Source organism: Pseudomonas sp. WS 5410 (genome assembly GCF_012985645.1).
Classification (GTDB): domain Bacteria; phylum Pseudomonadota; class Gammaproteobacteria; order Pseudomonadales; family Pseudomonadaceae; genus Aquipseudomonas; species Aquipseudomonas shahriarae.
Genome location: NZ_JAAQWS010000008.1, coordinates 16188 through 41251, shown reverse-complemented (window position 1 = coordinate 41251; position 25064 = coordinate 16188). Strand labels below are relative to the sequence as shown.

Annotated in this window: 27 protein-coding genes and 1 other RNA gene; 12 read left to right on the top strand and 16 right to left on the bottom strand. The window is 60.7% G+C overall.

All coding sequences use genetic code 11. From position 1 onward, the window contains the following. Positions 1–4 precede the first annotated feature (4 nt). Genes HBO24_RS13680 through HBO24_RS13665 form a run of 4 tightly spaced genes read right to left on the bottom strand, consistent with a single transcriptional unit; the run spans position 5 to position 2844 of the window. Complete coding sequence (locus tag HBO24_RS13680) at positions 5–742, bottom strand: amino acid ABC transporter ATP-binding protein (RefSeq protein ID WP_057440457.1); 738 nt, start codon at positions 740–742, stop codon at positions 5–7. Further along, the gene (locus HBO24_RS13675; protein WP_170059882.1) at positions 729–1379 is read right to left on the bottom strand and encodes an amino acid ABC transporter permease; all 651 of its coding nucleotides are present in this window, start codon (positions 1377–1379) and stop codon (positions 729–731) included. The genes HBO24_RS13680 and HBO24_RS13675 overlap by 14 nt, the downstream gene beginning before the upstream one ends. Next, complete coding sequence (locus HBO24_RS13670; protein ID WP_170059881.1) at positions 1376–2044, bottom strand: amino acid ABC transporter permease; 669 nt, start codon at positions 2042–2044, stop codon at positions 1376–1378. Before HBO24_RS13670 ends, HBO24_RS13675 begins: the two co-directional genes overlap by 4 nt. Before the next feature lie 14 nt (positions 2045–2058). Continuing rightward, positions 2059–2844 carry a transporter substrate-binding domain-containing protein gene (locus HBO24_RS13665; RefSeq protein WP_170059880.1) on the bottom strand — a complete coding sequence of 262 codons (786 nt, stop codon included), beginning with the start codon at positions 2842–2844 and terminating at the stop codon, positions 2059–2061. A 255-nt stretch (positions 2845–3099) separates the two neighbouring features. Here HBO24_RS13665 and HBO24_RS13660 point away from each other — a divergent pair, with 255 nt between their 5' ends. The 5 genes from HBO24_RS13660 (at position 3100) to HBO24_RS13640 (ending at position 8337) form a co-directional block, all read left to right on the top strand. Beyond that, the gene (locus HBO24_RS13660; protein ID WP_057440453.1) at positions 3100–3801 is read left to right on the top strand and encodes an FCD domain-containing protein; all 702 of its coding nucleotides are present in this window, start codon (positions 3100–3102) and stop codon (positions 3799–3801) included. A gap of 120 nt (positions 3802–3921) precedes the next feature. After that, positions 3922–4251 carry a thioredoxin TrxA gene (gene trxA, locus HBO24_RS13655; RefSeq protein ID WP_029289563.1) on the top strand — a complete coding sequence of 110 codons (330 nt, stop codon included), beginning with the start codon at positions 3922–3924 and terminating at the stop codon, positions 4249–4251. A gap of 232 nt (positions 4252–4483) precedes the next feature. Continuing rightward, positions 4484–5743 (top strand): transcription termination factor Rho, encoded by a 1260-nt coding sequence (gene rho, locus HBO24_RS13650; protein WP_003176825.1) that lies wholly within the window; start codon positions 4484–4486, stop codon positions 5741–5743. A 159-nt stretch (positions 5744–5902) separates the two neighbouring features. Beyond that, positions 5903–7369: a 4-hydroxy-3-polyprenylbenzoate decarboxylase gene (ubiD, locus tag HBO24_RS13645; protein WP_029289556.1), complete on the top strand. Its 1467-nt coding sequence runs from the start codon at positions 5903–5905 to the stop codon at positions 7367–7369. Continuing rightward, on the top strand, positions 7369–8337 hold the full coding sequence (locus HBO24_RS13640; RefSeq protein WP_057960948.1) for a CDP-6-deoxy-delta-3,4-glucoseen reductase: 969 nt from the start codon (positions 7369–7371) through the stop codon (positions 8335–8337). Before ubiD ends, HBO24_RS13640 begins: the two co-directional genes overlap by 1 nt. A gap of 152 nt (positions 8338–8489) precedes the next feature. On the opposite strand, the gene HBO24_RS13635 is transcribed toward HBO24_RS13640, so the two are convergent. Then, a complete protein-coding gene (locus HBO24_RS13635) occupies positions 8490–8966 on the bottom strand; it encodes a sn-glycerol-3-phosphate transporter (protein WP_170059879.1) in 477 nt (158 codons plus the stop codon). Between the two features lie 396 nt (positions 8967–9362). On the opposite strand from HBO24_RS13635, the gene HBO24_RS13630 reads away from it, so the two are divergent. Further along, positions 9363–10028 carry a gamma-glutamylcyclotransferase gene (locus tag HBO24_RS13630; protein ID WP_057440451.1) on the top strand — a complete coding sequence of 222 codons (666 nt, stop codon included), beginning with the start codon at positions 9363–9365 and terminating at the stop codon, positions 10026–10028. On the opposite strand, the gene glpT is transcribed toward HBO24_RS13630, so the two are convergent. Both glpT and HBO24_RS13620 read right to left on the bottom strand, forming a co-directional pair. Continuing rightward, on the bottom strand, positions 10012–11349 hold the full coding sequence (gene glpT, locus HBO24_RS13625) for a glycerol-3-phosphate transporter (protein WP_057440450.1): 1338 nt from the start codon (positions 11347–11349) through the stop codon (positions 10012–10014). The genes HBO24_RS13630 and glpT overlap by 17 nt on opposite strands. Before the next feature lie 288 nt (positions 11350–11637). Continuing rightward, positions 11638–12618: an NADPH:quinone oxidoreductase family protein gene (locus HBO24_RS13620; RefSeq protein ID WP_170059878.1), complete on the bottom strand. Its 981-nt coding sequence runs from the start codon at positions 12616–12618 to the stop codon at positions 11638–11640. Positions 12619–12767: 149 nt separating this feature from the next. Between HBO24_RS13620 and HBO24_RS13615 the strand changes: the two genes are divergently transcribed. Further along, a complete protein-coding gene (locus HBO24_RS13615) occupies positions 12768–13175 on the top strand; it encodes a flagellar basal body-associated protein FliL (RefSeq protein ID WP_029289542.1) in 408 nt (135 codons plus the stop codon). Between the two features lie 492 nt (positions 13176–13667). On the opposite strand, the gene HBO24_RS13610 is transcribed toward HBO24_RS13615, so the two are convergent. The 5 genes from HBO24_RS13610 to HBO24_RS13590 form a co-directional block, all read right to left on the bottom strand. Beyond that, entirely contained in the window at positions 13668–14108 is a 441-nt protein-coding gene (locus HBO24_RS13610; protein WP_170059877.1) for a hypothetical protein, read from the bottom strand. A 145-nt stretch (positions 14109–14253) separates the two neighbouring features. After that, positions 14254–15372, bottom strand: coding sequence for an ABC transporter permease (locus HBO24_RS13605; RefSeq protein ID WP_170059876.1), 1119 nt, complete (start codon positions 15370–15372; stop codon positions 14254–14256). Beyond that, positions 15372–18089, bottom strand: coding sequence for a ribosome-associated ATPase/putative transporter RbbA (gene rbbA, locus HBO24_RS13600; protein ID WP_170059875.1), 2718 nt, complete (start codon positions 18087–18089; stop codon positions 15372–15374). Before rbbA ends, HBO24_RS13605 begins: the two co-directional genes overlap by 1 nt. Beyond that, positions 18086–19051, bottom strand: a complete 966-nt coding sequence (locus HBO24_RS13595; RefSeq protein WP_057440447.1) for an HlyD family efflux transporter periplasmic adaptor subunit — start codon at positions 19049–19051, stop codon at positions 18086–18088. The genes rbbA and HBO24_RS13595 overlap by 4 nt, the downstream gene beginning before the upstream one ends. An 86-nt stretch (positions 19052–19137) precedes the next feature. Continuing rightward, a complete protein-coding gene (locus tag HBO24_RS13590; protein WP_057960942.1) occupies positions 19138–19587 on the bottom strand; it encodes an EVE domain-containing protein in 450 nt (149 codons plus the stop codon). 195 nt (positions 19588–19782) lie between these two features. Here HBO24_RS13590 and HBO24_RS13585 point away from each other — a divergent pair, with 195 nt between their 5' ends. Next, on the top strand, positions 19783–19932 hold the full coding sequence (locus HBO24_RS13585; protein ID WP_143110453.1) for a hypothetical protein: 150 nt from the start codon (positions 19783–19785) through the stop codon (positions 19930–19932). Positions 19933–19934: 2 nt separating this feature from the next. Here HBO24_RS13585 and HBO24_RS13580 read toward each other — a convergent pair whose 3' ends face one another. From HBO24_RS13580 to HBO24_RS13565, 4 genes are all read right to left on the bottom strand, one after another. Then, entirely contained in the window at positions 19935–20570 is a 636-nt protein-coding gene (locus HBO24_RS13580; protein WP_057440445.1) for a 5-formyltetrahydrofolate cyclo-ligase, read from the bottom strand. Between the two features lie 57 nt (positions 20571–20627). Next, positions 20628–20806, bottom strand: a non-coding RNA gene (ssrS, locus tag HBO24_RS13575) — 6S RNA. Between the two features lie 30 nt (positions 20807–20836). Then, positions 20837–21154: a cell division protein ZapA gene (locus tag HBO24_RS13570; protein WP_010207385.1), complete on the bottom strand. Its 318-nt coding sequence runs from the start codon at positions 21152–21154 to the stop codon at positions 20837–20839. Next, positions 21151–21360, bottom strand: coding sequence for a TIGR02449 family protein (locus HBO24_RS13565; protein WP_057440444.1), 210 nt, complete (start codon positions 21358–21360; stop codon positions 21151–21153). Before HBO24_RS13565 ends, HBO24_RS13570 begins: the two co-directional genes overlap by 4 nt. 137 nt (positions 21361–21497) lie before the next feature. On the opposite strand from HBO24_RS13565, the gene HBO24_RS13560 reads away from it, so the two are divergent. Genes HBO24_RS13560 through HBO24_RS13545 form a run of 4 tightly spaced genes read left to right on the top strand, consistent with a single transcriptional unit; the run spans position 21498 to position 25060 of the window. After that, the gene (locus HBO24_RS13560; protein WP_057440443.1) at positions 21498–22055 is read left to right on the top strand and encodes a YecA family protein; all 558 of its coding nucleotides are present in this window, start codon (positions 21498–21500) and stop codon (positions 22053–22055) included. A gap of 20 nt (positions 22056–22075) precedes the next feature. Next, positions 22076–23398 carry a Xaa-Pro aminopeptidase gene (gene pepP / locus HBO24_RS13555; RefSeq protein WP_115129244.1) on the top strand — a complete coding sequence of 441 codons (1323 nt, stop codon included), beginning with the start codon at positions 22076–22078 and terminating at the stop codon, positions 23396–23398. Next, the gene (ubiH, locus tag HBO24_RS13550; RefSeq protein ID WP_057960939.1) at positions 23395–24582 is read left to right on the top strand and encodes a 2-octaprenyl-6-methoxyphenyl hydroxylase; all 1188 of its coding nucleotides are present in this window, start codon (positions 23395–23397) and stop codon (positions 24580–24582) included. Before pepP ends, ubiH begins: the two co-directional genes overlap by 4 nt. Continuing rightward, positions 24575–25060, top strand: a complete 486-nt coding sequence (locus tag HBO24_RS13545; protein WP_057444198.1) for a DUF4442 domain-containing protein — start codon at positions 24575–24577, stop codon at positions 25058–25060. Before ubiH ends, HBO24_RS13545 begins: the two co-directional genes overlap by 8 nt. Positions 25061–25064: the final 4 nt, after the last annotated feature.

The window sequence follows — 25064 nt, the reverse complement described above, 5'->3', positions numbered from 1 at the left end:
AGCCTCAGCCTGGTTGTTCCACCGAGCCTATAAAGTTAGCCAATTCGGGCGTGCGCGGTTGGGCAAACAGGACGTTCGGGTCGCCGACTTCATGCACCTTGCCCTGATGCATGAACACCAGCTTGTCGCCGACCTCACGGGCAAAGCGCATTTCATGGGTGACCATGATCAGGGTCATGCCGTCCTTGGCCAGTTGGCGCACCACGCTGAGGACTTCATTGACCAGTTCAGGGTCCAGCGCCGAGGTGATTTCATCGCACAGCAACACCTTGGGCGACATCGCCAGCGCGCGGGCGATCGCCACCCGTTGCTGCTGGCCGCCAGACAGGCGATCGGGGAATGCATCGAACTTTTCCCCCAGGCCGACCCGCTCCAGCATCTGCCGGGCCAGCTCCGCAGCCTTGGCCTTGGCGACTTTTTGCACGACCTGGGGCGCGAGCATGACGTTTTCACCCACGGTCAAATGGGGGAACAGGTTGAATTGCTGGAACACCATGCCGACTTTTTGCCGCAGGCTGCGCAGGTCGGCGCGGGCCGCGTCGAGGTATTCGCCGTCGACCTCAATCACCCCGTCGTTGATCGACTCCAGGCCGTTGAGGGTGCGCAGCAGCGTGGATTTTCCCGAGCCGCTGCGGCCGATGATTGCCACCACCTGGCCTTCCTCGATACTCAAGTCGATGCCCTTGAGCACATGGTGATCGCCGTAATACTTATGCAGCGCGGATATTCTAAGCAGAGGCATGCAGTCTCCTTTCCAGGTAGCGGGCACTGAGGGACAAGGGGTAGCAGAGCAGGAAGTACCCGAGCGCCACCAGGCCGTAGACCATGAAGGGCTCGAAGGTGGCATTGGCGAGCATGCCGCCGGTCTTGGTCAGTTCGGTGAAGCCGATGATCGAGGTCACCGCTGTGCCCTTGACCACCTGCACCGAGAACCCCACCGTCGGCGCCACGGCAATTCGCAGGGCCTGGGGCAATATCACGTAGCGCAGTTGCTCATAAGGGTTGAGGGACAGGCTGGCGGAGGCTTCCCACTGCCCGTGGGCGATGGAGTCGACACAGCCGCGCCAGATCTCGGCCAGGTAGGCGCTGGTAAACAGGGTCAGGGCAATCGCGGCGGCCAGCCACGGCGAGATATCAATCCCCAGCAAGGCGATGCCGAAAAACACCAGGAACAGTTGCATCAGCAGCGGTGTGCCCTGGAACAGTTCGATATAGGTCCGGGCAATATTGCGCGGTAGCGCCTTTTTGCTGATGCGCAGGGTCATTACCAGCAGGCCAATCAGCCCGCCGCCGACAAACGCCACCAGCGACAGCAGCAGGGTCCATTGCAGGCCGGTCAGCAGGTTGCGCACGATGTCCCAGAACGAAAAATCACTCATCGGCTGTTCCTCATCACATAGCGGCGACCGATCCAATTGAGCAACTGGCGGATCATCAACGCCATGCACAGGTACACCAGCGTGGTCAGGGCATAGGTTTCAAAGGCGCGGAAATTGCGCGATTGAATAAAGTTGGCGGCAAAACTCAACTCTTCAGTGGCGATCTGCGAGCACACCGCCGAGCCAAGCATCACGATGATGATCTGGCTGCTCAGGGCCGGCCAGACCTTGCCCAGCGCCGGCAGCAGCACCACATGGCGGAACGCTTCAAAGCGGGTCATCGCCAGCGCTGCCGCGGCCTCCAGCTGCCCACGAGGGATCGCCTGGATCCCGGCGCGGATGATCTCCGTGGAATAGGCCCCCAGGTTGATCACCATCGCCAGTACTGCGGCCTGCCATTCGGAAAACTGTACTCCCAGTGAAGGCAGGCCGAAGAAGATAAAGAACAACTGCACCAGAAACGGCGTGTTGCGAATCAACTCGACATACACCCCGAAGAGCCAGCAGAACGGCTGGATTTTCCATGCCCGCACCACGGCGCCGACGATGCCCAGGGCCACGCCGAGGAGGGCGCCGATGGCTGTCAGCTCCAGGGTGAACAGCGCGCCGCGCAACAACAGGTCGGTATTGGCCAGCACCGGCACAAAGTCGAATTGATAGGCCATCAATCAGCTCCGCTTCAGAGATCGGCAGGCAATGGTTCTTTGAGCCACTGCATCGCGTTCTTTTGCAGGCTGCCGTCAGCCTTGGCGGCGACCAGGATCTGGTTGACCTTCTCCAGCAGTGCCGGCTCGTTTTTGTTCACGCCGACATACACCGGCGAATCCTTGAGTTTGACTTTCAACGCCGGCACCCGCTTGGGGTTGCGCTCGCTGATCGCCACCATCACCACGTTGCCACTGGCGATCAGGTCCACCTGGCCGGCGAGGTAGGCGGCGATGGTCGAGTTGTTATCCTCGAAGCGCTTGATCGTGGCTTCCTTGGGGGCGACGGCGCTCAACTCGATATCTTCGATGGCACCGCGGGTCACGCTGATGGTCTTGCCCTTGAGATCGTCCAGGGTCGCAATCGCCGCCTCAGGCGGGCCGAACACGGCGAGATAGAACGGCGCGTAGGCCTTGGAGAAGTCGATGACCTTCTCGCGATCCGGGTTCTTGCCCAGGCTGGAAATCACCAGGTCCACTTTGCCGGTGGTCAGGAACGGGATGCGGTTGGTGCTGTTGACCGGGGTCAGTTCCAGTTTGACCTTGAGCTGCTCGGCCAGCAGTTTTGCGGTGTCGATGTCCAGGCCGCGCGGCTTCATATCGGGGCCGACCGAGCCGAAGGGCGGGAAGTCCTGGGGCACTGCGACCTTGAGGGTGCCACGGGCGACGATATCGTCCAGGCCATTGGCCTGGGCTGGCGTCTGGCTGAGCATCAGGCTGGCAAACAAGGCAGTGAGCAGGGCGCTGCAACGCTTGGTCATGGCAACTCTCCGAAAAGGGCGAAGGGATTTTCTGAGTTTTGCCACTGCACAGCCCATGCCATGCCGCGCCAAAGCGGCTGCAAGGCAGGGTTTTACAGGTGTACAGCGGTCTTACTGGTCTGAACAGTCAGAAGCGATTACGCACCCTTTTCGAGCGCCCGCAAAACCCGGCGAGCCCCTTTGGGGCGTGGCTTGCCGGCCAGCGAGAATAGATTTACAACTAGCCTCACTGTTGACCGAAATCTTGAGTTTTTTATGAATTCCATCGCCCAAGCCGTACCGGAAGCGGCTTTGCAAGCCATCCGCAAACTGATCAAGCAACGGGGCTTCGGGCCAGGTGATGCACTGCCTTCCCAGCGCGACCTGGCATTGCAGTTGGGGGTCAGTCGGGCCTCGTTGCGCGAGGCCTTGTCTTCGCTCAGTGCACTGGGGCTGGTCAGCGTGCAGCCGGGCAAAGGCGTGTTTGTGCAAGCGCCACCGACGGCCGACATGAGCGGGGTGGCCTGGCCCTTTACGGCGCAGGCAAGCCCCCTGGATATCTTCCAATTGCGTTATGCCCTGGAGGGCTTTGCGGCGGGGCTGGCGGCCATGACCCTGACCACCGAGGAACTGGATGGGCTCGAAGACAATGTCCAGGCCATGCGCCGGGAACTCAAGGCCGGGGATTTCGAGGCCGCTGCGCGGCTGGACTTCGCGTTCCACCAGCGCATCCTGTTGGCCAGTGGCAATCAGGCGATGATGAGCATCCTCAGCGCCAGTGCCGAGGTGTTTCTGGAAAGTCAGAAGCTACCGTTCATCCGACCGGAACGGGCGATGGAAACCTGGCAGGAGCATCGCAAGATCCTCCGGGCCCTGGCCCGGCGCAGCAGCGCGGCGGCGCACAAAGCTATGCAGGAACACGTGCGTAACGCTGCGTTGCGCACGGGAATAGCCTTTGTGACTCCGACGGCCTCTTGAACCCGCCATATCCAAAATGATGACGCTCCATAGCAAGAGTCAATCAGCAGCGGCTTCCTGAACGCAGGAAGGGCGGCTATGATGGGCAACGTTTTTTTTGCTTACAACCCGGAGACATCCATGAGCAACGATCTTATCAAGCACGTCACCGACGCGACCTTTGAGGCCGAAGTACTGCAGGCCCAGGGCCCGGTGCTGGTTGACTACTGGGCTGAGTGGTGCGGTCCTTGCAAAATGATCGCTCCGGTCCTGGACGACATCGCAACCACCTACGAAGGCAAACTGACCATTGCCAAGCTGAACATCGACGAGAACCAGGAAACCCCGGCCAAGCATGGCGTGCGTGGTATCCCGACGCTGATGTTGTTCAAGAACGGCAACGTCGAAGCGACCAAGGTCGGCGCACTGTCCAAGTCGCAATTGGCTGCATTCCTCGACGCCAACATCTAAACGTCGTCAAAAAGCCCCGCAAATTGCGGGGCTTTTTCGTAAAGCAGGGCTAGACGCTCTGAAATTCAGGTGGTACATTCGGCCCCGCACTGGTTTCTCCACTGCCCCCTGCAAGCCGTCGCCGACGCATTCCTTTCGATTAGTACGCGATCCTGTCGCCTTCTCTGCGGCGCGGCCTCATTAAGCCAAAAGCTTAATTCCCCCCCTCTATAAATGATTACGTCATTCCTATATGAATCTGACTGAACTCAAGCAAAAGCCGATTACCGACCTGCTCCAACTGGCCGAAGAAATGGGCATAGAAAATATGGCCCGTTCGCGCAAGCAGGACGTGATTTTCTCCCTGCTGAAAAAGCACGCGAAAAGCGGCGAGGAAATCTCCGGTGATGGCGTGCTGGAGATTCTCCAGGACGGCTTCGGCTTCCTTCGCTCTGCAGACGCGTCCTATCTCGCCGGCCCAGACGATATCTACGTCTCGCCGAGCCAGATCCGTCGCTTCAACTTGCGCACCGGTGACACCATCGTTGGCAAGATCCGTCCTCCAAAGGAAGGCGAGCGTTATTTCGCCCTGCTCAAGGTCGACACGATCAACTTCGATCGTCCTGAGAACGCGAAGAACAAGATTCTCTTCGAGAACCTGACGCCGCTGTTCCCGACCGTGCGCATGAAGATGGAAGCCGGTAACGGTTCCACCGAAGACCTGACCGGTCGTGTGATCGACCTGTGCGCCCCGATCGGCAAAGGCCAGCGTGGCCTGATCGTCGCACCGCCGAAAGCCGGTAAGACCATCATGCTGCAGAACATTGCAGCGAACATCGCGCGTAACAATCCTGAAGTTCACCTGATCGTGCTGCTGATCGATGAGCGTCCGGAAGAAGTCACCGAAATGCAGCGCACCGTGCGCGGCGAAGTGGTTGCCTCGACGTTCGATGAACCGCCAACCCGCCACGTGCAGGTTGCCGAAATGGTGATCGAGAAGGCCAAGCGCCTGGTCGAACACAAGAAGGACGTGGTGATCCTGCTCGACTCCATCACCCGTCTGGCCCGTGCCTACAACACCGTGATCCCGAGCTCCGGCAAGGTATTGACCGGTGGTGTCGATGCCCACGCCCTGGAGAAGCCGAAACGTTTCTTCGGCGCCGCGCGTAACATCGAAGAAGGCGGCTCGCTGACCATTATCGCCACCGCGCTGGTTGAAACCGGCTCGAAGATGGACGAAGTGATCTACGAAGAGTTCAAGGGTACCGGCAACATGGAACTGCCTTTGGACCGTCGCATCGCTGAAAAGCGTGTGTTCCCGGCCATCAACATCAACCGCTCCGGCACCCGCCGCGAAGAGTTGCTGACCGCCGACGACGAACTGCAGCGCATGTGGATCCTGCGCAAGCTGCTGCACCCGATGGACGAAGTGGCAGCCATCGAGTTCCTGATCGACAAGCTGAAAACCACCAAGACCAACGACGAGTTCTTCCTGTCGATGAAACGTAAGTAATACGACGTTTCAGGTCCGAAAGAATGGCGCCCCCAGGGGCGCCATTTTTTTTGCCTGAAATCTTTAACCACAGCTGGTGGGCAATTGCGCCGTCGATAGGGCTGCCAGCCGCCCTCAGAGCAGGTACGATGTACGCCTATTTTACGGGTGGCATGGTTAATGAAATTCAAGGATCTTCGGGATTTCGTGCAGCAACTTGAGCAGCGCGGAGAGTTGAAACGTATTCAGGTGCCGGTTTCCCCGGTCCTGGAAATGACTGAGATTTGCGACCGCACCCTGCGTAACAAGGGGCCGGCGCTGCTGTTCGAAAACCCCACAGGCTTTGATATCCCCGTGCTGGGCAACCTGTTCGGCACGCCCGACCGGGTGGCGTTCGGCATGGGGGCCGAGTCGGTCAGCGAACTGCGCGAGATCGGCAAGCTGCTGGCCTTCCTCAAGGAGCCCGAGCCGCCCAAAGGCCTGAAGGACGCGTGGTCGAAGCTGCCGATCTTCCGCAAGATCATTGCCATGGCGCCCAAGGTGGTCAAGGACGCGGTCTGCCAGGAAGTGGTCATCGAAGGTGATGATGTCGACCTGGCGATGCTCCCGGTGCAGACCTGCTGGCCCGGCGACGTCGGCCCGCTGATCACCTGGGGCCTGACCGTCACCAAAGGCCCGAACAAGGACCGCCAGAACCTGGGGATCTACCGTCAGCAAGTGATTGGCCGCAACAAGGTGATCATGCGCTGGCTGAGCCACCGTGGCGGCGCCCTCGACTTCCGTGAGTGGTGCGAGAAGCACCCCGGCCAGCCGTTCCCGGTTTCCGTGGCCCTGGGGGCCGACCCGGCCACCATCCTCGGCGCCGTGACGCCGGTGCCCGACAGCCTGTCCGAATACGCCTTCGCCGGCCTGTTGCGCGGCAATCGCACCGAACTGGTGAAATGCCGTGGCAACGACCTGCAAGTGCCGGCCACCGCCGAAATCATCCTCGAAGGCGTGATTCATCCGGGCGAGATGGCCGATGAAGGCCCTTACGGCGATCACACCGGCTACTACAATGAAGTCGACAGCTTCCCGGTGTTCACCGTCGAGCGCATCACCCACCGGGTCAAACCGATCTACCACAGCACCTATACCGGCCGGCCGCCGGATGAGCCGGCGATTCTCGGCGTGGCGCTGAACGAGGTATTCGTACCGATCCTGCAGAAGCAGTTCCCGGAAATCACCGACTTCTACCTGCCGCCCGAGGGCTGCTCGTACCGCATGGCCATCGTGACCATGAAGAAGTCGTATCCGGGCCATGCCAAGCGCGTGATGCTCGGTGTGTGGTCGTTTTTGCGACAGTTCATGTACACCAAGTTCGTTATTGTCACCGACGACGACATCAACGCCCGGGACTGGAACGACGTGATCTGGGCGATTACCACGCGCATGGACCCCAAGCGCGACACGGTGATGATTGATAACACACCCATCGACTATCTCGACTTCGCCTCGCCGGTGTCGGGCCTGGGTTCGAAGATGGGCCTGGATGCCACCCATAAATGGCCGGGTGAAACCACCCGTGAGTGGGGCCGGGTGATCGTCAAGGATGAAGCCGTGACGGCGCGTGTCGATGCGATGTGGAAAGAATTGGGAATAGATTGATGCGTGTAACCCTGCAACCTTCCGGCGCGGTCCTCGACTTGCAGCCGGGCGAGCGGATTCTTGAAGGTGCGCGGCGCCTGGGCTACGACTGCCCGCAGGCGTGCCGTAACGGTGTGTGCCATGTGTGCGCGGCGCTGTTGGTCGAGGGCCGGGTGCAACAGGCCGGCGAGGTGCGTGACCATGGCGAGTTCTACACCTGCATCGCCGAGCCGCTGGAGGATTGCATCGTGCTGTGGGATGGCGTGCTGGCGCCGGGGGAGTTGCCGGTGCGCACGCTGGCCTGCCAATTGAGCGAGTGCGTGGAACTGGGTGGCGATGTGTGGCGCGTGCGCCTGCGGGCCCCGGCCGGCAAAGCGGTGCGTTACCACGCTGGCCAGTACCTGATGATCGAGCGCGAAAACGGCGAGAAGTCGGCGTTTTCCCTGGCCTCGGCGCCCCACGCCGGGCGCGAGCTGGAATTGCATGTGCTGGTACGCGAAGACAGCGCCCGCAGCCTGATCGAGCAGTTGCAGCGTAACCAGATGGCGCGGGTCGAGCTGCCGTTTGGCGATACCCACCTGGCCGAGCTACCCGACGGCCCGCTGGTACTGATCGCGGCCGGCACCGGCATGGCGCAGATGCACAGCCTGATCGAACATTGCCGGGCCACGGGGTTCAAGTATCCGGTGCACCTGTACTGGGGCGTGCGTCGTCCTGAGGATTTTTACCAGGTCGAACATTGGGAACAGTGGCAGCAATTGCCCAATCTGTTCCTGCACAAAGTGGTCAGCGACCTGTGTGGTTGGGAAGGGCGCTGTGGCTTGTTGCACGAGGCGGTGTGCGAAGACATAACCGACCTCAAGGCCGTGCATGTGTATGCCAGCGGATCGCCGGCGATGATCTACGGCACGCTGGACGCGCTGGTGAATGCCGGGATGGATGCGCACCAGATGCGCGCTGACGTATTTGCCTACGCCCCTCGCTCCTGACCGCTACGAAAACATTCTCGTAAGCCGATCAAACTGTGGGAGCGGGCTTGCCCGCGATAGCGGAGTGTCAGCCAACAAATCTGGCACTGTTACACCGCCATCGCGGGCAAGCCCGCTCCCACATTGAACTGTGTCTACTCAGGTGTGCGGCGTCAGAATCGCACGCCCGTGGTCACCATCGCCGCATTGAACCCCAGCAACACAAACTCCGCCGCCACCGGCCCGTAGTGCGCACCCACCGACGGAATGATCACCGGCGCCACGCCGTAGCGGTTCAGCGGGATCTTGTCGCGGTACTTGCCGCGATAGCCCTGGATCGCCCCGCCGGTCAGTTTCAGATACACCGGATAGTCGGCCATGTCGAAGCGCTTGCCGGCGTAGGCGTAGTACGAGCGTTGGCGAAACGAGTTGCGAAAGATCGCACCGCCATACACCCACCCCGCAGCGTCATTGCGCTCCAGGCCGATCAGGTCTTGATGGTTATTGTGCTCGGGGTCCGGCGCAAAGTGCCGGGTGTAGACGCTGGTCTGGGCGTACCAGAAGCCTTTGTCGTCGTTGGCCGGCGCTTCGGCGGCCAGGGCGGTGGTGGCCTGCGCCAGGAGCAGCAGGCCGGAAAGTCGGTTTTTCATGGTGCGACCTCGATAGTCGGTGAATGCGCGGCTAAGTGGGTCGTGACGTGACGCTATTTTGATGTCCCGTCGGGCATAAAGGCTGAACGGGCGCTGAAAATAGCGCGGCTTTGCGCGGTGAACCTGACGAATGGGGCCTATTGCTTATGCTTTTTCATATTTTTAAAAGGTATTGATTGCAAGGGGAGCGGTATGGGGAGCGGTCGACATATTGAAATGCTGCGCGAGGGTGCGTCGGCCCGTTACGGGTCTGACGCGATGGCCGGGGTGATCAACCGCCAGCAGTGGCGGCAACCTGGCCCATAGTACTTTTTCGCCTTACGGTTACAGCGGCGCGTTCTATTACGGTAAAGTCACCTATAACTGGTAGTACACAGGAGACCTAAGCGATCTGCCATGACCGTTCTCGAATCCGAACTTCTGCAATTGGCTTACCCGCCGCGGCTTGATCTGGGGCCGCAACTCACTCACGAACAATTGATGAGCTCGATGCAGGCCACCATGGGTCTGCACAAGGGTGGGCCGGTCTGGCTGTTTGCCTATGGCTCGCTGATCTGGCGCCCTGAGTGTTCGGCAACCCAGCGCCTGCGCGCCCGGGTCCATGGCTATCATCGGGGCCTGTACCTGTGGTCCCACGAGCACCGGGGTACGCCGGAGTTACCGGGGCTGGTGTTTGGCCTGGATCGCGGCGGCTCGTGCAGCGGCTTTGCTTACCGCCTGCCGGAAGATCAACTGGAGGCCTCGCTCTATGCCTTGTGGCAGCGCGAGATGCCTTACCCATCCTATCGGCCACACTGGCTCAGTTGCCGGCTTGAAGATGGCAATCAGGTGCAGGCATTGGGTTTTGTGCTGGAGCGACACCTGCCCAGCTATGCCGGTAACTTGCCCGACAGTGTGCTGAACCAGGTGTTTGCCAGCGCTTGCGGGCGTTACGGCACCACTCGCGATTATGTCGAGCAGACCGTCAACGCCCTGCGTAGCCACGCCATGCCAGACAAGAATCTGGAGGCGCGGCTCAAGCGATGTGCCAAAGGCATCGCGGCGATTAACGTGCCGAGCTGACGCTATTGGTGTGCCACAGGGTTGGGATCAGGAACGCGATGGCCAGCAGGCACGCGCCGATCAGCAGCACAAAGCCGCCGTCCCAGCCGAAGTGGTCCACGGTGTAGCCCATGGCTGCACTGGCTGCCACCGATCCGCCCAGGTAACCGAACAGGCCGGTAAAACCTGCGGCTGTACCTGCGGCTTTCTTCGGCGCCAGTTCCAGGGCCTGCAGGCCGATCAGCATCACCGGGCCGTAGATCAAAAAGCCAATGGAGAACAGCGCGATCATGTCGACCATCGGGTTGCCTGGCGGGTTGAGCCAGTACACCAGGGTCGCCACGGTCACCAGAGCCATGAACACAATGCCGGTCAGGCCACGGTTGCCACGGAAGATCTTGTCCGACATCCAGCCGCACAGCAGCGTACCGGGGATCCCCGCCCACTCGTAGAAGAAGTACGCCCAGGACGACTTGTCGACGGTGAAGTGCTTGGCTTCCTTGAGGTAGGTCGGTGCCCAGTCCAGCACGCCGTAGCGCAGCAGGTAGACGAACACGTTGGCGAAGGCGATGTACCACAGCATTTTGTTGCGCAGCACGTACTTGACGAAGATTTCCTTGGCGCTGAATTCGTCTTCGTGGCTGGCGTCGTAGCCTTCCGGGTAGTCGTTCTTGTACTTCTCGATCGGCGGCAGGCCCACCGATTGCGGGGTGTCGCGCATGGTGATGAAGGCAAACGCCGCCACTGCCAAGGCCACGGTGGCCGGGACGTAGAACGCTGCGTGCCAGTCGTTGAACCAGGCCATGCCCAGCAGGAACAGCGGGCCGATCAGACCGCCGCCGACGTTATGCGCCACGTTCCACACCGACACCACGCCGCCGCGTTCTTTCTGCGACCACCAGTGCACCATGGTCCGCCCACTTGGCGGCCAGCCCATGCCCTGGGCCCAGCCGTTGATGAACAGCAGAATGAACATCATGGTCACGCTGGAGGTTGCCCAAGGCGCGAAACCGAAAATGAACATCACCCCGGCCGATACCAGCAAGCCAAACGGCAGGAAGTAGCGCGGGTTGGAGCGGTCGGACACCAGGCCCATGAGGAACTTGGACAGGCCGTAGGCAATGGCGATTGCCGACATGGCCAGGCCCAGTTGACCACGGGTATAACCCTCGTCGATCAGGTACGGCATGGCCAGGGAGAAGTTTTTGCGCAGCAGGTAGTAACCCGCGTAGCCAAAGAAAATACCGGCGAAGATCTGCCAGCGCAGTCGTCGGTAGGTACTGTCGATCTTTTCTTCAGGCAGGGGTGCCTGGTGGGGGGCAGGACGAAAGAAAGCAAACATTCAAGAGCTCCAAATTTCTTGTTTTGACTGCGGATGCGAATGTTACAGTTTCGTTACCGAAAATAGCATCGCCTCTTATCTGCAAACACAGGAAACGGGAGTAATTGCATGTTCTTTTACGAACATGTCGCTAATAGATAAGTATGGGGCGCGATCAGATTCCTCATCGCACTGAAGATCAAATGTAGGAGCTGGCTTGCCTGCGATGGCGGTAGACCAGTTACCAAAGACGTAGCTGACCCACCGCCATCGCAGGCAAGCCAGCTCCTACATAAATTGCATTTCAAATCACTGGCGGACCTGCACGACCACCTTGCCCACTGCCTTGCGCTGCCCCAGGTCATTGATCGCCTGCGCCGCGTTGTCCAGCGGATACACCTGCGACACCAGCGGCTTCAACTTCCCCTCGGCATACCAACCAAACAGCTGCTGGAAATTCGCCGCGTTATCCTGCGGCTGGCGCTGGGCAAACGAGCCCCAGAACACCCCGACCACCGCTGCGCCCTTGAGCAGCGCCAGGTTCACCGGCAGCTCGGGGATACGCCCGCTGGCAAACCCCACCACCAACAGACGGCCGTTCCAGGCAATGGCGCGGATGGCCTGGTCAAACAGGTCGCCCCCTACCGGGTCATAGATCACATCGGCACCGTTGCCATCGGTCAGGCGCTTGATCTCATCCTTGAGGTTGCTTTCGCTGTAGTTGATCAATTCATCGGCGCCCGCCGCCTTGGCCACGGCCAGCTTGTCGGCACTGCTGGCGGCGGCAATCACCCGGGCACCCATGGCCTTGCCGATCTCCACGGCAGCCAGGCCCACGCCACCGGACGCGCCCAGTACCAGCAGGGTCTCGCCAGCGGCCAGGTGGCCACGCTGCTTGAGGGCGTGCATCGAGGTGCCGTAGGTCATGCTGAAGGCGGCGGCGGTGTTGAAATCCATGCTCGGCGGAATCGGCAGCACGTTATAGCCCGGTACCGCGACCTGCTCGGCAAAGCTGCCCCAGCCGGTCAGCGCCATGACCCGGTCGCCGACCTTCAGGTGGCTGACCTTTTCCCCGACTTCGCTGACCACCCCAGCCGCTTCGCCGCCCGGCGAGAACGGGAAGGGCGGTTTGAACTGGTACTTGCCCTCGATGATCAGCGTGTCCGGGAAGTTCACCCCAGCGGCATGGACGTCCAGCAGGATCTCGTTCTTCTTGATCGCCGGGCTTTCGACGTCTTCCAACACCAGGGTTTCGGCAGGGCCGAAGGCTTTGCACAGCACGGCTTTCATCGGACTATTCCTTTTGGCGTATTGGCCGATAAGTGTAGGTGGGTAAGGTCACGGGTCAACGAGCATGCCCCGGCCTGATAAGTCGCCATAAGCTTGTGCTCTGCCTTGCTAGCGTTATGCTACTGGCAACCGAATGTGAGGAATGAACTGTGAAAGCGTGGATCCTGTTGATGCTGGCCCTGACGTTGCCGATGGCAGCCCATGCCGAAGAAGCCAAGGAAGGCGAAGCGCCGAAGGTCAGCTATTACAGCCTGACGCCGCCTTTTGTGGGCAACTATGCCCTGGATGGCGGCCCGAAACTGCGGGTGTACAAAGCGGATGTGGCCCTGCGCGTGACCGGCCCCGAAGCGGCGGCGGCGATCAAGGCCAATGAGCCGTTGATCCGCAACCAACTGGTGGCGTTGTTTACCCAGCAGACTGTCGAGAGCATGGGCAGTGTCGAGGGTAAGGAAAAGTTGCGTCAGGAAGCGTTGAAGCAGACGCAGCAAGTGATGAATGACGAGACGGGCAAGCCGGTGGTTGAGGATTTGTTGTTTAACAATCTGATTATCCAGTAGCGCCCATCCTGTGGGCGTCGGCTTGTTGGCGATGGGGCCTTGAAGCTACCGACGCTCACAAGGCCGTCACCGTCAGCAACCCGAACTTTGGCGCCAACCTCAGGAGGGGTAACGCCTCTGCACGATGATGATAAAGATTCAGAGGCTCGGTTGGTTTCTATTGTGGAGGTTTTTCTATCGCAAACGTTATGCTTTTGGAGACGGAAATTGTGGGGCCTCCGCCTGATCTAGGATTATCGAATATAAAAGTAAAACGATAAGTTTTTCCTTTTGAAACATGGGTATCCTCGGAGGATATCCAGCTATGCCAATTGCCGCCCTTTATAGGTACTCTTGCCAGTACCGCCCCACTGGGGCATATAACTTCAAATATCGAATTTCTGCTTTGGTTGAGTCCACTAAATTTATACTGGATCGTGGAGACAAGTCCGGATAGGCGGGAGTTCAATGAGTTTGGAAAACCAGCAACTAAGTTGCTGGTTATAATAGGGCTTATATATAGATTTTCACTCTTTTTCTATCCGTTCGCCATACCCCATCGGGGGGCGCGTCGAAGACAAAGTAGAACTCGAATGTGTCTACTGTGTTAGATGTTGTGTATTTTGTTGACGACCCCCAAACGCGCCATTGGCCATCTTGTGGAGGGTGGACTGCTAGTATCGGGCCGCCGAAGGTAACAGAGTGAATCTCGAAACGAGGGTTTTTTCCCGTCACCGCACCTCGTTCAAACATATAGCGGAGCGCATGTATGATGTAAATGCCATTACTCCAAGTGGCTTCAACCTCGATTGCTCCTTTGTATCCATGTAATGAATATTCACCTCTCACTGTTGTTACGCTGGTGGGGTTATTTCGGTCGACCTTAATCTCTATTGTTTCTGAGGGGGCTTCGTCGCTGGAGCCATTCTTGTCCGAGCCTGATATGTCGCTCATTTTTTACTCTCCCGAGAGTCTCGATGCAATGAATTTGCGGTCGATTGTTATAGTTAATAACGAGAGATAAACGCCGGCTACTGTCAGAATTGACAGTTTTTCATTTTGTTTTTTAATAAGCTCAGTGATTTTTATAAGTGAAAGTTCAAGAAGCCAGACTCTTCCTGAACCGCGCCAACGCCACCGCAAAAAACAACAAGCCAATCCCCGCCAGCGCCAGCAAATCCGGCCACACCACGCTCACCCCCGCATCGCGAAACAGAATCGCCGCACTCAAACTCACAAAATGTGTGGATGGCGAGCCCTGCATCACCCATTGCAACCATTCGGGCATGCTGTCCAGCGGCGTACTGCCGCCTGACAACAGCAGCATCGGAATAATCACCGGGATCGCCAGCAAGCCAAACTGCGGCGTCGAGCGGGCGAGGGTAGCGAGGAAGATGCCCAGGGCAGTGCTGGCAAACAGATACAGCGCGGTTACCAGCAGGAACAGACTCAATGAGCCGGCCAGCGGCACGCCGAGCATGCCCTTGACCACCACTTCCAGTGACAGCCAGGTACACAGCACCACCACCAGCATGTTGCTCCAGATTTTTGCCAGCATGATTTCCAGGGCGGTCAGCGGCAGCACCAGCAAATGGTCGAGGGTGCCATGTTCGCGTTCGCGCAGTAGCGCGGTGCCGGTCAGGACGATGGCGAGGATGGTGATGTTGTTGACGATCTGGATCACCGCCAGGAACCAGCCGCCTTCCAGGTTGGTGTTGAACAATGCCCGGGTGGTGAGGGTCGCCGGTGCGCGCTGGCTGGTGTCCGCCTGGCCGCTGTAGGTCAGCAATTCACGCTGGAAGATCCGCCCGATATAGCCCGCGCCCATAAAGGCCTGGCTCATCGCCGTGGCATCCACATTGACCTGAACGCTCGGCTGGCGGCCGGCCAGGAGGTCGGCCTGGAAATTGGCCGGCACGTTGATCACGAAAGTGTACTGGCCGCTGTCCATGACCTTATCCAACTGGTCGTAGGCCAGTGGCACGGCGGGCTGGAATTCTGGTGGTTGCAGGGCTTCGGCCAGTTGGCGTGACAATTGGCCATGGTCTTCATCGACAAAGGCCACGCTGGCGTTATGCACGCCAATCACTGAACCGGCCGCTGGCATATAAATGGCGACGGTGAAGGCGTAGAACAGAAACAGCAGCAACACGCTGTCGTGGCGCAAGCTGGTGAGCTCTTTGATTCCCAGGCGCATGATATGGGCGAACTTATGCATCAGGCCTCCTGCTTCTTGAGCATCACCAGGCTCAGCCCGGTGAACCCCAGGAAAAACCCGAACAGCGCCAGGCACTGTGGCCACAGCTGGCGCAGGTCCAGGGCTTTGGTAAAGGTGCCGACGGCGACATCCAGGAAGTAGCCGGCGGGAAACAGCATGCCCATCAGCGCGGCCGCCCCTTCCAGGGACGAGCGCGGCACGATCAGCCCGGAGAACTGGATGGTCGGTAGGCTGGTGATGATCATGGTGCCGAGAATCGCTGCGATCTGGGTGCGGGTGAACGCAGAAATCAGCAGGCCCATGCTGGTGGTGGCCAGCACATACAGCAGGCCGCCAAACGCCAGGGTCACGCCACTGCCCTTGAACGGCACGCCGAACAGCCAGCGGTTCATCGCCACCAGCAGCGCCAGGTTGATCAGGCTGATAACCAGATACGGCGCCTGCTTGCCGAGGAGAAACTCCAGGCGGGTCAGCGGTGTGGCGTAGAAGTTAGTGATCGACCCCAGCTCCTTCTCGCGCACGATGCCCAGGGCGGTGAGCATGGCCGGGATAAACGCCAGGATCAGTGCCATCACGCCGGGGCCGATGGCATTTACGCTGACCACGTCCTGGTTATAGCGAAAGCGCGTCTCCAGTCTGGCGGCGGCGGGCTGGGCTCGCGGGGAGCTGTTGAGTTCCGCCAACTGCTGCAGATTGGCCTGGTGTACCGCTTCGACATAGTTGCGGCTGGTCTCGGCGCGAAACGGCATGCCGCCATCCAGCCAGGCGGCCACTGCCGGTTGGCGCCCGGCGTACAGGTCGCGGCCAAATCCGGGAGGAATCTCCAAGGCGAGTTTGATTTCCGAGCGTTGCAGGCGCCGGTGCAGCTCGGCCGAATCGCTGATCGGCGGCTGTTCGGCGAAGTAGCGCGAACTGCGAAAGGCCTCCAGATAGGAGCGGCTTTGTGGCGTCTGGTCCTGGTCATACACGGCGAAGGCGAGCTTCTCCACGTCCAGGGAAATGCCGTAGCCGAAGATCACCATCATGAAAATCGCCCCGAGCAGGGCAAAGGCCATGCGCACTTTGTCGCGCAACAATTCCTTGCCTTCGCGACTGGCCACTGCCAGCAGGCGGACCAGGCTGAAGCCGCGCTTGCTGACTGGCGGCGTGGTCGGTGTGCTGACGGTTGCGCTGGGCGCGGCGGCTTCTGGGGCTTCCTGGGCTTGTTCCAGACAGGTGACAAATGCGGCTTCCAGGGTCTCGCCGTGGAAGTGTTGCTGCAGGGCGTCCGGGGTGTCGCAGGCCAGCACCTTGCCGGCGTGCATCAACGAGATGCGGTCGCAGCGCTGGGCTTCGTTCATAAAGTGGGTGGAGAGAAAAATCGTCACCCCTTGCTCGCGGGACAACTCCACCAGCAAACGCCAGAAATCGTCGCGCGCGGCGGGGTCCACACCGGACGTGGGTTCGTCGAGGATCAGCACTTCCGGGCGATGCAACACCGCCACGGCCAGGGACAGGCGCTGGCGCAAACCCAGGGGCAGCTCGCCGGAGGGTTGTTCGGCGACACTGCCCAGGTCAAAACGCTGAATCAATTCTTCGATGCGCGGGCCGCTGTCGGCCTTGGGCAGGTCGAACAGCTGTGCGTGCAGCACCAGGTTCTGGCGCACGCTGAGCTCGCCGTACAGCGAGAAGCTCTGGGACATAAAGCCCACGCGTTTGCGGGTCGCCAGGTCCTTGGCATTTACCGGGTTGCCCAGCAGTGTGGCGCTGCCTTCACTGGCCGGCATCAGCCCGGTGAGGACTTTCATGGTGGTGGTCTTGCCGCAGCCGTTGGAGCCGAGAAAGCCGAAGATCTCGCCACGGCCAATGGCGAAGCTGACCTTGTTGACTGCCGTAAAGTCGCCAAAGCGCAGGGTCAGGTCGTGGGCTTCGATGGCGATGTCGGTGTTGTCGTTTGCCCGAGGAGGGATCACCAGCGGCTGGTTGTTGTGCGCGCTGTCGCCCTGGAAATGGGTGAAGGCCTCATCCAGCTTGCCGCTGGGCGTGACCGCCGCCAGTTCGCGGCTCAGGCCATCGGCGATCAGCTTGCCGCGGTCGAGCATCAGGCAGTGCTCGAACTGCTCGGCTTCTTCCATGTAGGCCGTGGCCACCAGCAGCGTCAGTTGCGGGCGTTCGCTGCGTACGGTTTCTACCAGTTCCCAGAAGCGCCGGCGTGACAAAGGGTCGACGCCGGTGGTGGGTTCATCGAGGATCAGCAAGTCCGGGTCGTGGATCAGCGCGCAGCACAGCCCCAGTTTTTGCTTCATCCCGCCCGACAGTTTGCCCGCCGGCCGGTCGGCGAAGCGTGCCAGGTCGGTGGCCAGCAGCAGGTTGTGCATGCGCTGCTCGCAATCGGCTTTGGACAGGCCAAACAGGGTGGCGAAAAAACGGATGTTCTCGCTGATGGACAGCTCGGGGTAGAGGTTGCCGCCCAGGCCCTGGGGCATAAACGCGATCAACGGGTACAGGCTGTTGCGGTGGCGGCGGTCTTCGATGGAGCCGCCCAGCACCTGCAAGTCACCGTCCTGCAGTTTTTTCACCCCGGCGATCAAGCCCAACAGGCTCGACTTGCCCGCGCCATCCGGGCCGATCAACCCGCAGCGGGTACCGGCCGGCAGGCTGAAGGCGATGTCGATCAGCGCCTGTTGCTTGCCGTAGCGGTGGTTGATGCCCGTGGCCTGCAGCGCCAGCCCGGTCATTGCAGGTTGGCCGGCCAGTCCAGGTCGGCGGTGCGCACATAGCCGGCGCCGGGCATGCCGGGCTTGGCCTGGGGCACGGCGCTCGGTTGAGTCAGGCGCAGTTTGACGCGGAACACCAGTTTCTGGCGCTCGTCGCGGGTTTCCACTTCTTTGGGGGTGAACTGCGACTTGGCGGCGACAAAGCTGATTTTCGCCGGCAGGGGTTGATCCGGCAGGGCATCGAGCACGATCCGCGCTTCACTGCCCACGGTCAGGCGACCGGTGACGGAGGCGGGCAGGTAGAGGTTCATGTACTGGTCATTCGGATCTATCAGCAGCAACACGCGCCCGCCGGCACCGAGCACTTCGCCAGGTTCGGCCAGGCGCAACTGGATGATGCCGTCGATGGGCGCGCGCAGGCTGCTGTCTTCGATCTCGCTGGTCAGTTGTGCCACCTGGGCCTGGGCCGCACCGATGGCGGCCTTGACCGCATTGACCTGGGCCTGGGCTGCCGTCACCGCCGCATTGCCGGTGTTCTGCCGTGCCTGTTGCTGGTCGATCAGCTGTGCGCTGGCGAAGCCGCGGCGGTACAGCTCCTGGGTGCGCTTGAGTTCCTGGCTGGCCAGCAGGTTCTCGCTCTGGCGCAATTGCACGTTGGCTTCGGCGGCGGCGAAGTTCTCCTTGGCGCGCAGCACTTCGGCCTCGGCCTGGGAGCGCTGGGCCTCCAAGGTGCGGGTGTCGATACGCGCCAGCAGTTGGCCCTTGAGCACTTTGTCGCCTTCATCGACCCGCACTTCAGCCAGGCGGCCGGGGATCTTGGTGGCGATCTGCACTTCGGTGGACTCCAGCCGGCCATTGCCCATGTTCAAACCTTCCGGCAGGCGGTCCAGGGTGGACTTCCAGTAGCCGAAGCCACCGGCGGCCACCAGCAATAGAATCAGGAGAAAGGCAAAGAAGTGCGAACTGCGATGTGACGTCGACATGGGTGCATCCTGCGGTGTTAGCGTCCTAGTTTGCCGGGATCGTAACCGATAGCCGTTGATACCGGTCAAATGAATACCGTTAGGCGTTAACGCAGGGCCATTACCGCCGCCCATTGCTGGGCCGTCACCGGCATCACCGACAAACGACTGCCTTTTTGCACCAGCGGCAGTTCGGCCAGGGCCGTCTGTTGCTTGAGGTAGCCCAGCCCGAGAACGTTGGGGAAGGTCTCGACATGCGCCACTGTAATGGCGCTCCATGGATTTTTTTCCGGGGTGGCCTTGGCATCGAAGTAATGGCTGTCAGCTTCCAGCGCTGTCGGGTCCGGATAAGCCGCCTCAATGATTTTCCCTACGCCGGCAATCCCCGGTTCGGGGCAACTGGAGTGGTAAAAAAAGAACGCGTCACCCACGGCCATGGCCCGCAGGAAGTTGCGTGCCTGGTAATTGCGCACGCCATCCCAGCGCGCCTCGCCGAGTTTTTCCAGGCCCTTGATGGACAGCTCATCGGGCTCGGACTTCATCAGCCAATAGGCCATGGTTTTGCTCCTTTGCAGGGGATTGGGCAGGTTGTCTGTCAATTTCATGACAAACCGACGGTCGGTTGACGTCAAGGTTTGCGTGTTGGTTCACGTTACCGCAGAATGCCGGGATTTTAAGCTTGACGCAGCTGGAACGGACTACTTTGGAACGTTGCTGTCATCGTGTGTGATAGGCCTGAAGGGGGGCAATCGATGAAACGCAAACCGGATTTACTATGGATTTTGGTTATTTTGTTCGGTCTGGGCGTCGTGACCACCGGGTATGCGCAAAGCCTGTGGTCGAACAAGACCGAAGCCCCGGTTGAATTTGCACAGCAGCAGCCACAAACCTTCAAGCGTTGATGCTATTTCGGCGCCGTTGATTCCAGCGGCGTCCCCTCTGCGATATACCACTTCTTATCGGTAACGGTGCCATTCAATGGCACGTCCCAGCTGGCCTGCGCCAGTCGTTTGACTTTCTGGCACTCATGGGCCAGGCCCAGCAGCGTCGGCTTGCGCCACGACGAGCGGCGCGCCAGGTACGCCAGGCTGCGATCGTAAAAGCCGCCGCCCATGCCCAGCCGCCCGCCCGCATCATCGAAACCCACCAATGGCAGCAGCACCAGGTCCAGGGCCCAGACCTTGCGCTGGCGCCCGATATTGACCCGTGGCTCAAGAATGCCGAAGCGATTGGGCGCAAGTTTTTCCCGGGGACGTACCCGTTGGAACACCATCTTGGTCCGTGGCCAGGCACTGAGCACCGGCAGGTAGGTGGCCTTGCCCCGGCGCTGGGCAGCGCGCAGCAGCAAGCGCGGATCGATTTCGCCATCCGTTGGTAGGTATAAAGCAATATGTTTGGCCCGGCGAAACAGCGGGTGCTGTGCCAGTTGCCGATACAGGCCAAGAGCTGCCTGGCGCTGCTCGCCCGGCGTCAGGGCGCGGCGGGCATTGCGCAACATGCGTCGAAGTTGCGGACGGGAAAGCGGCGCAGGTTCGGTCATGGTGTTCGGCTCATAAAACAATGCCAGTCCGGGGACTGGCATTGAGTTTGGGAATTCAGGCTCCCCGACAGAACCGCTGTCGACTAAGCCCTTGAACCCGAAAGTTCAAGGTGGAAGAAGCAGTAGGCTTTAAGGCTTTCCGTCTAGCGGACATGCACACCAGCCCAACGTGCAACTTCCAGGGTAGTGCGAATCGGCTCCGGGACATCGCCGACTGGCAAGCACGCCAGGGAGTGAGGCGAGTATACCCCAAACAGACTCGGCAATCAGCCCTTGGGTGCGTCTGAATCGCTGGAAAGCACCAGATCCACACGTTCCAGCAGGTCACGCACCTGCTCGCGTGTCGAGCCGCTGGCCTGTACGTCAGGGCGCTCCTGCTTATGCAGCAAATCGTGGGTAATGTTCAGGGCGGCCATCACGGCGATACGGTCGGCACCGATGACTTTGCCGCTGCTGCGGATTTCACGCATCTTGCCATCCAGGTAGCGGGCGGCGCTCACCAGGTTGCTGCGCTCTTCCTGGGGGCAGATGATCGAATACTCTTTGTCGAGAATCTGCACGGTGACGCTATTGCTTGAACTCATGAGTCTTGCTCCAGGGCCTTCAGGCGCGAAATCATCGACTCGACCTTACGCCGGGCGATTTCGTTTTTTTCAATGAGGTGAGCGCGTTCCTCGCGCCAGGTCTTTTCCTGAGCTAATAGGAGTCCGTTTTGACTCTTTAGTTGCTCGACCCGGGTAATTAGCAATTCGAGTCTGGCCATCAGCGCTTGCAAGTCGGCGTCTTCCATAGGGTTCCACTGGATTTGTCTGATGAATGGCAACTGCAGGATAAACGATCTGACGCCCTTGATAGTCGGGTGCGTCTGCCGGTGCTAGGATACAGCGCTTCATTCTAGACATCGCGCCGCCTGGCGCCTAGCTCATCATGCCTATTCAGAATTCCCCGTACGACGCTTTTTCCAAACTGCTGAGCTCCAGCGGTCACCCTTGCTCGCCTGCCGAACTGCATGGCGTGCTGCTGGGCCGTAGCTGCACCGGTGTCGGCTTTGACGCCGACAACTGGCTGGCCGACGTCGCCGAGCTGCTGGAAACCGAGCCTACCGAAAACGTGCGCAACGCGTTGATCGGCTTGCAAGAAATGGTTAAAGGCGAGCTGACCGGTGATGACGTCACCGTAGTCCTGCTGCTGCCAACCGATGATGCGCCGCTCACCGAGCGTGCTGCTGCACTGGGTCAATGGTGCCAGGGCTTCCTCCATGGCTTTGGCGTGAACGCCGGCGGCCTGGAGCTGAGCACCGACGCCAAGGAAGTGTTGCAGGACCTGGCAGCCATCTCCCAGGTGCAAGACGCCCTGGAAGAGTCCGAAGACGGCGAAGGCGACTATATGGAAGTCATGGAATACCTGCGCGTCGCGCCGCTGCTGCTGTTCACCGAGACCAAAAAGTCTGCTGAACCCGCAGCAGTCAAGCCGTCGCTGCACTAAGAGAGGGAACCCACCTGCCCATGATCCATATCCCCAAAGCGGAATACACCCGCCGCCGCAAGGCGCTCATGGCGCAGATGGAACCCAACAGCATCGCGATCCTGCCGGCCGCCGCCGTGGCGATCCGCAACCGCGATGTCGAACACGTCTACCGCCAGGACAGCGACTTCCAGTACCTGAGCGGCTTCCCCGAGCCCCAGGCAGTGATTGTGTTGATGCCTGGGCGCATTCACGGCGAGTACGTGCTGTTCTGCCGTGAACGCAATGCCGAGCGCGAATTGTGGGACGGCCTGCGCGCCGGTACCGAAGGCGCGATTCGCGAATACGGCGCCGACGATGCCTTCCCGATCACCGATATCGACGACATCCTGCCCGGCCTGATCGAAGGTCGCGACCGGGTGTATTCGGCCATGGGCAGCAATGCCGAGTTCGACCGGCACCTGATGGAGTGGATCAACGTGATCCGCTCCAAGGCGCACCTCGGTGCGCAGCCGCCGAACGAATTCGTTGCCCTGGATCATCTGCTGCACGACATGCGCCTGTATAAATCCGCCGCAGAAGTGAAGGTCATGCGCGAAGCCGCACGGATTTCCTGCGCGGCCCATATCCGGGCAATGCAGGCCAGCCGCCCGGGGTTGCATGAATTCAGCCTGGAAGCCGAGCTGGACTACGAGTTCCGCCGGGGCGGGGCGAAGATGCCGGCCTACGGCTCCATCGTCGCTTCGGGGCGCAACAGCTGCATCCTGCACTACCAGCAGAATGATGCGGTGCTCAAGGACGGTGACCTGGTGCTGATCGACGCCGGTTGTGAAATCGACTGCTATGCCAGCGATATCACCCGTACCTGGCCGGTCAACGGCAAGTTTTCCGCCGAGCAGAAGGCGATCTACGAAGTGGTGCTGGCCTCCCAGGAAGCCGCCTTTGCGCAGATCGCGCCGAACAAACACTGGAACCAGGCCCATGAGGCGACGGTGCACGTCATCACCGCCGGGCTGGTAAAGCTGGGCTTGTTGCAAGGTGACGTGGACGAGTTGATCGCCAGCGAAGCCTACAAGGCGTTCTATATGCACCGCGCCGGGCACTGGCTGGGCATGGATGTGCATGATGTGGGCGAGTACAAGGTCGGCGGCGAGTGGCGGGTGCTGGAAGTGGGCATGGCCCTGACCGTGGAGCCGGGCATCTACATTGCCCCGGATAACCAGAACGTGGCAAAGAAATGGCGTGGCATAGGCGTGCGCATCGAGGATGACGTGGTGGTGACCAAGCAAGGCTGTGAAATTCTGACCGGTGGCGTGCCCAAGACCGTGGCCGAGATTGAAGCACTGATGGCGGCCGCCCGATGAGCCGGGTCAACCTGGCGATTATCGGTGGCGGCCTGGTGGGCGCCAGCTTGGCGCTGGCGTTGCAGGCCGGGGCCAAGGCTCGCGGTTGGAAGATCGTGCTGATCGAACCCTTTGCCCCCGGCGACAGCTACCAGCCGAGCTACGACGCACGTTCCTCGGCACTGTCCTTTGGCGCGCGGCAGATCTACCAGCGCCTGGGTGTGTGGCAAGACATTTCCCGGCGCGCCGAGCCGATCAAGCAGATCCATGTTTCCGACCGTGGGCGCTTCTCTACCGCGCGCCTGTCGGCGCTCGAAGAGGGCGTACCGGCCCTGGGCTATGTGGTGGAAAACGCCTGGCTCGGGCAGTGCCTCTGGCAAGGCCTGGACAAGGACGTGATCAGTTGGCGTTGCCCTGCAGAAGTCAGCCGCATGGAACCGCTGGCCGACGGCTACCGCCTGACCCTCAACGATGAAACTGTCATCGAGTGCGATCTCGCGGTACTGGCCGATGGTGGCCGCTCCGGCTTGCGCGAGCAGTTGGGCATTGGCGTCAAGCAACGGCCTTACAACCAGAGCGCCCTGATCGCCAACATCACCCCCAGCGAAGCCCATAACGGCGAGGCTTTCGAGCGTTTCACCGACGAAGGCCCGATGGCCTTGCTGCCGCTGGCAGACAACCGTTGCGCACTGGTCTGGACTCGCGTCGGCATGGACGCCCAGCGCTTGGCGCAACTGGATGAACGCAGTTTTCTCAGCGAGTTGCAGGGCGTGTTTGGTTATCGCCTGGGCACCTTGAAACAGGTTGGCGCGCGCCACTTGTATCCGCTGACCCTGGTGGAGGCCGAGGAGCAAGTGCGCTCGCACCTGGTGATCCTCGGCAATGCCGCCCACAGCTTGCACCCGATTGCCGGCCAGGGTTTCAACCTGTCGCTGCGCGATGCCTATGCGCTGGCCGAGGCCCTGTTGGCCGGGCCGCAAGTGCCGGGTGACCTGGCGACCTTGCAGGCCTACCGCGAACGCCAGCGTCTGGACCAGCAATTGACCGTGGGCTTCTCCGACCAGGTCACCCGCCTGTTTGGCAGCGGCCAGCCGCTGGTCGCCATGGGCCGCAACCTCGGCCTGCTGGGCCTGGACCTGTTGCCGCCGGCCAAGCGCTGGTTCGCCCGGCAGGCCATGGGCCTGGGCACGCGTCCCGATGCGTAAGTGGTTGACGGAGCGCCTGGGCAAGGCGCGGTTGTTGCGCTGGATCATGACCCTGTATCCGCCGTATCTGGGCGCAGGCGTCCGTGTGCAGCACATGAGCGCTGATTTTCGTCAGGTGAAGGTGCGCATGGGCCTGGGCTGGTACAACCGCAACTACGTCGGTACGCAATTTGGCGGCAGCCTGTACTCGATGGTCGACCCGTTCTACATGCTGATGCTGATGGAGAACCTGGGGCGCGACTACATCGTCTGGGACAAGGCCGCGACCATTGATTTCATCTCGCCGGGCAAAGGCCCGGTGTTTGCCGAATTCTCCATCGACCAGGCCTTGCTCGATGAGGTGCGACGGCAGACCGAGGGCGGCGAGAAATACTTGCCGCACCTCAAGGTGCAGATTCACGACGGCTCCGGCACCCTGGTGGCGCGAGTCGACAAAACCCTTTACGTGCGGCGCAAGCCGCCAGCGAGACAGGCATAAAGCA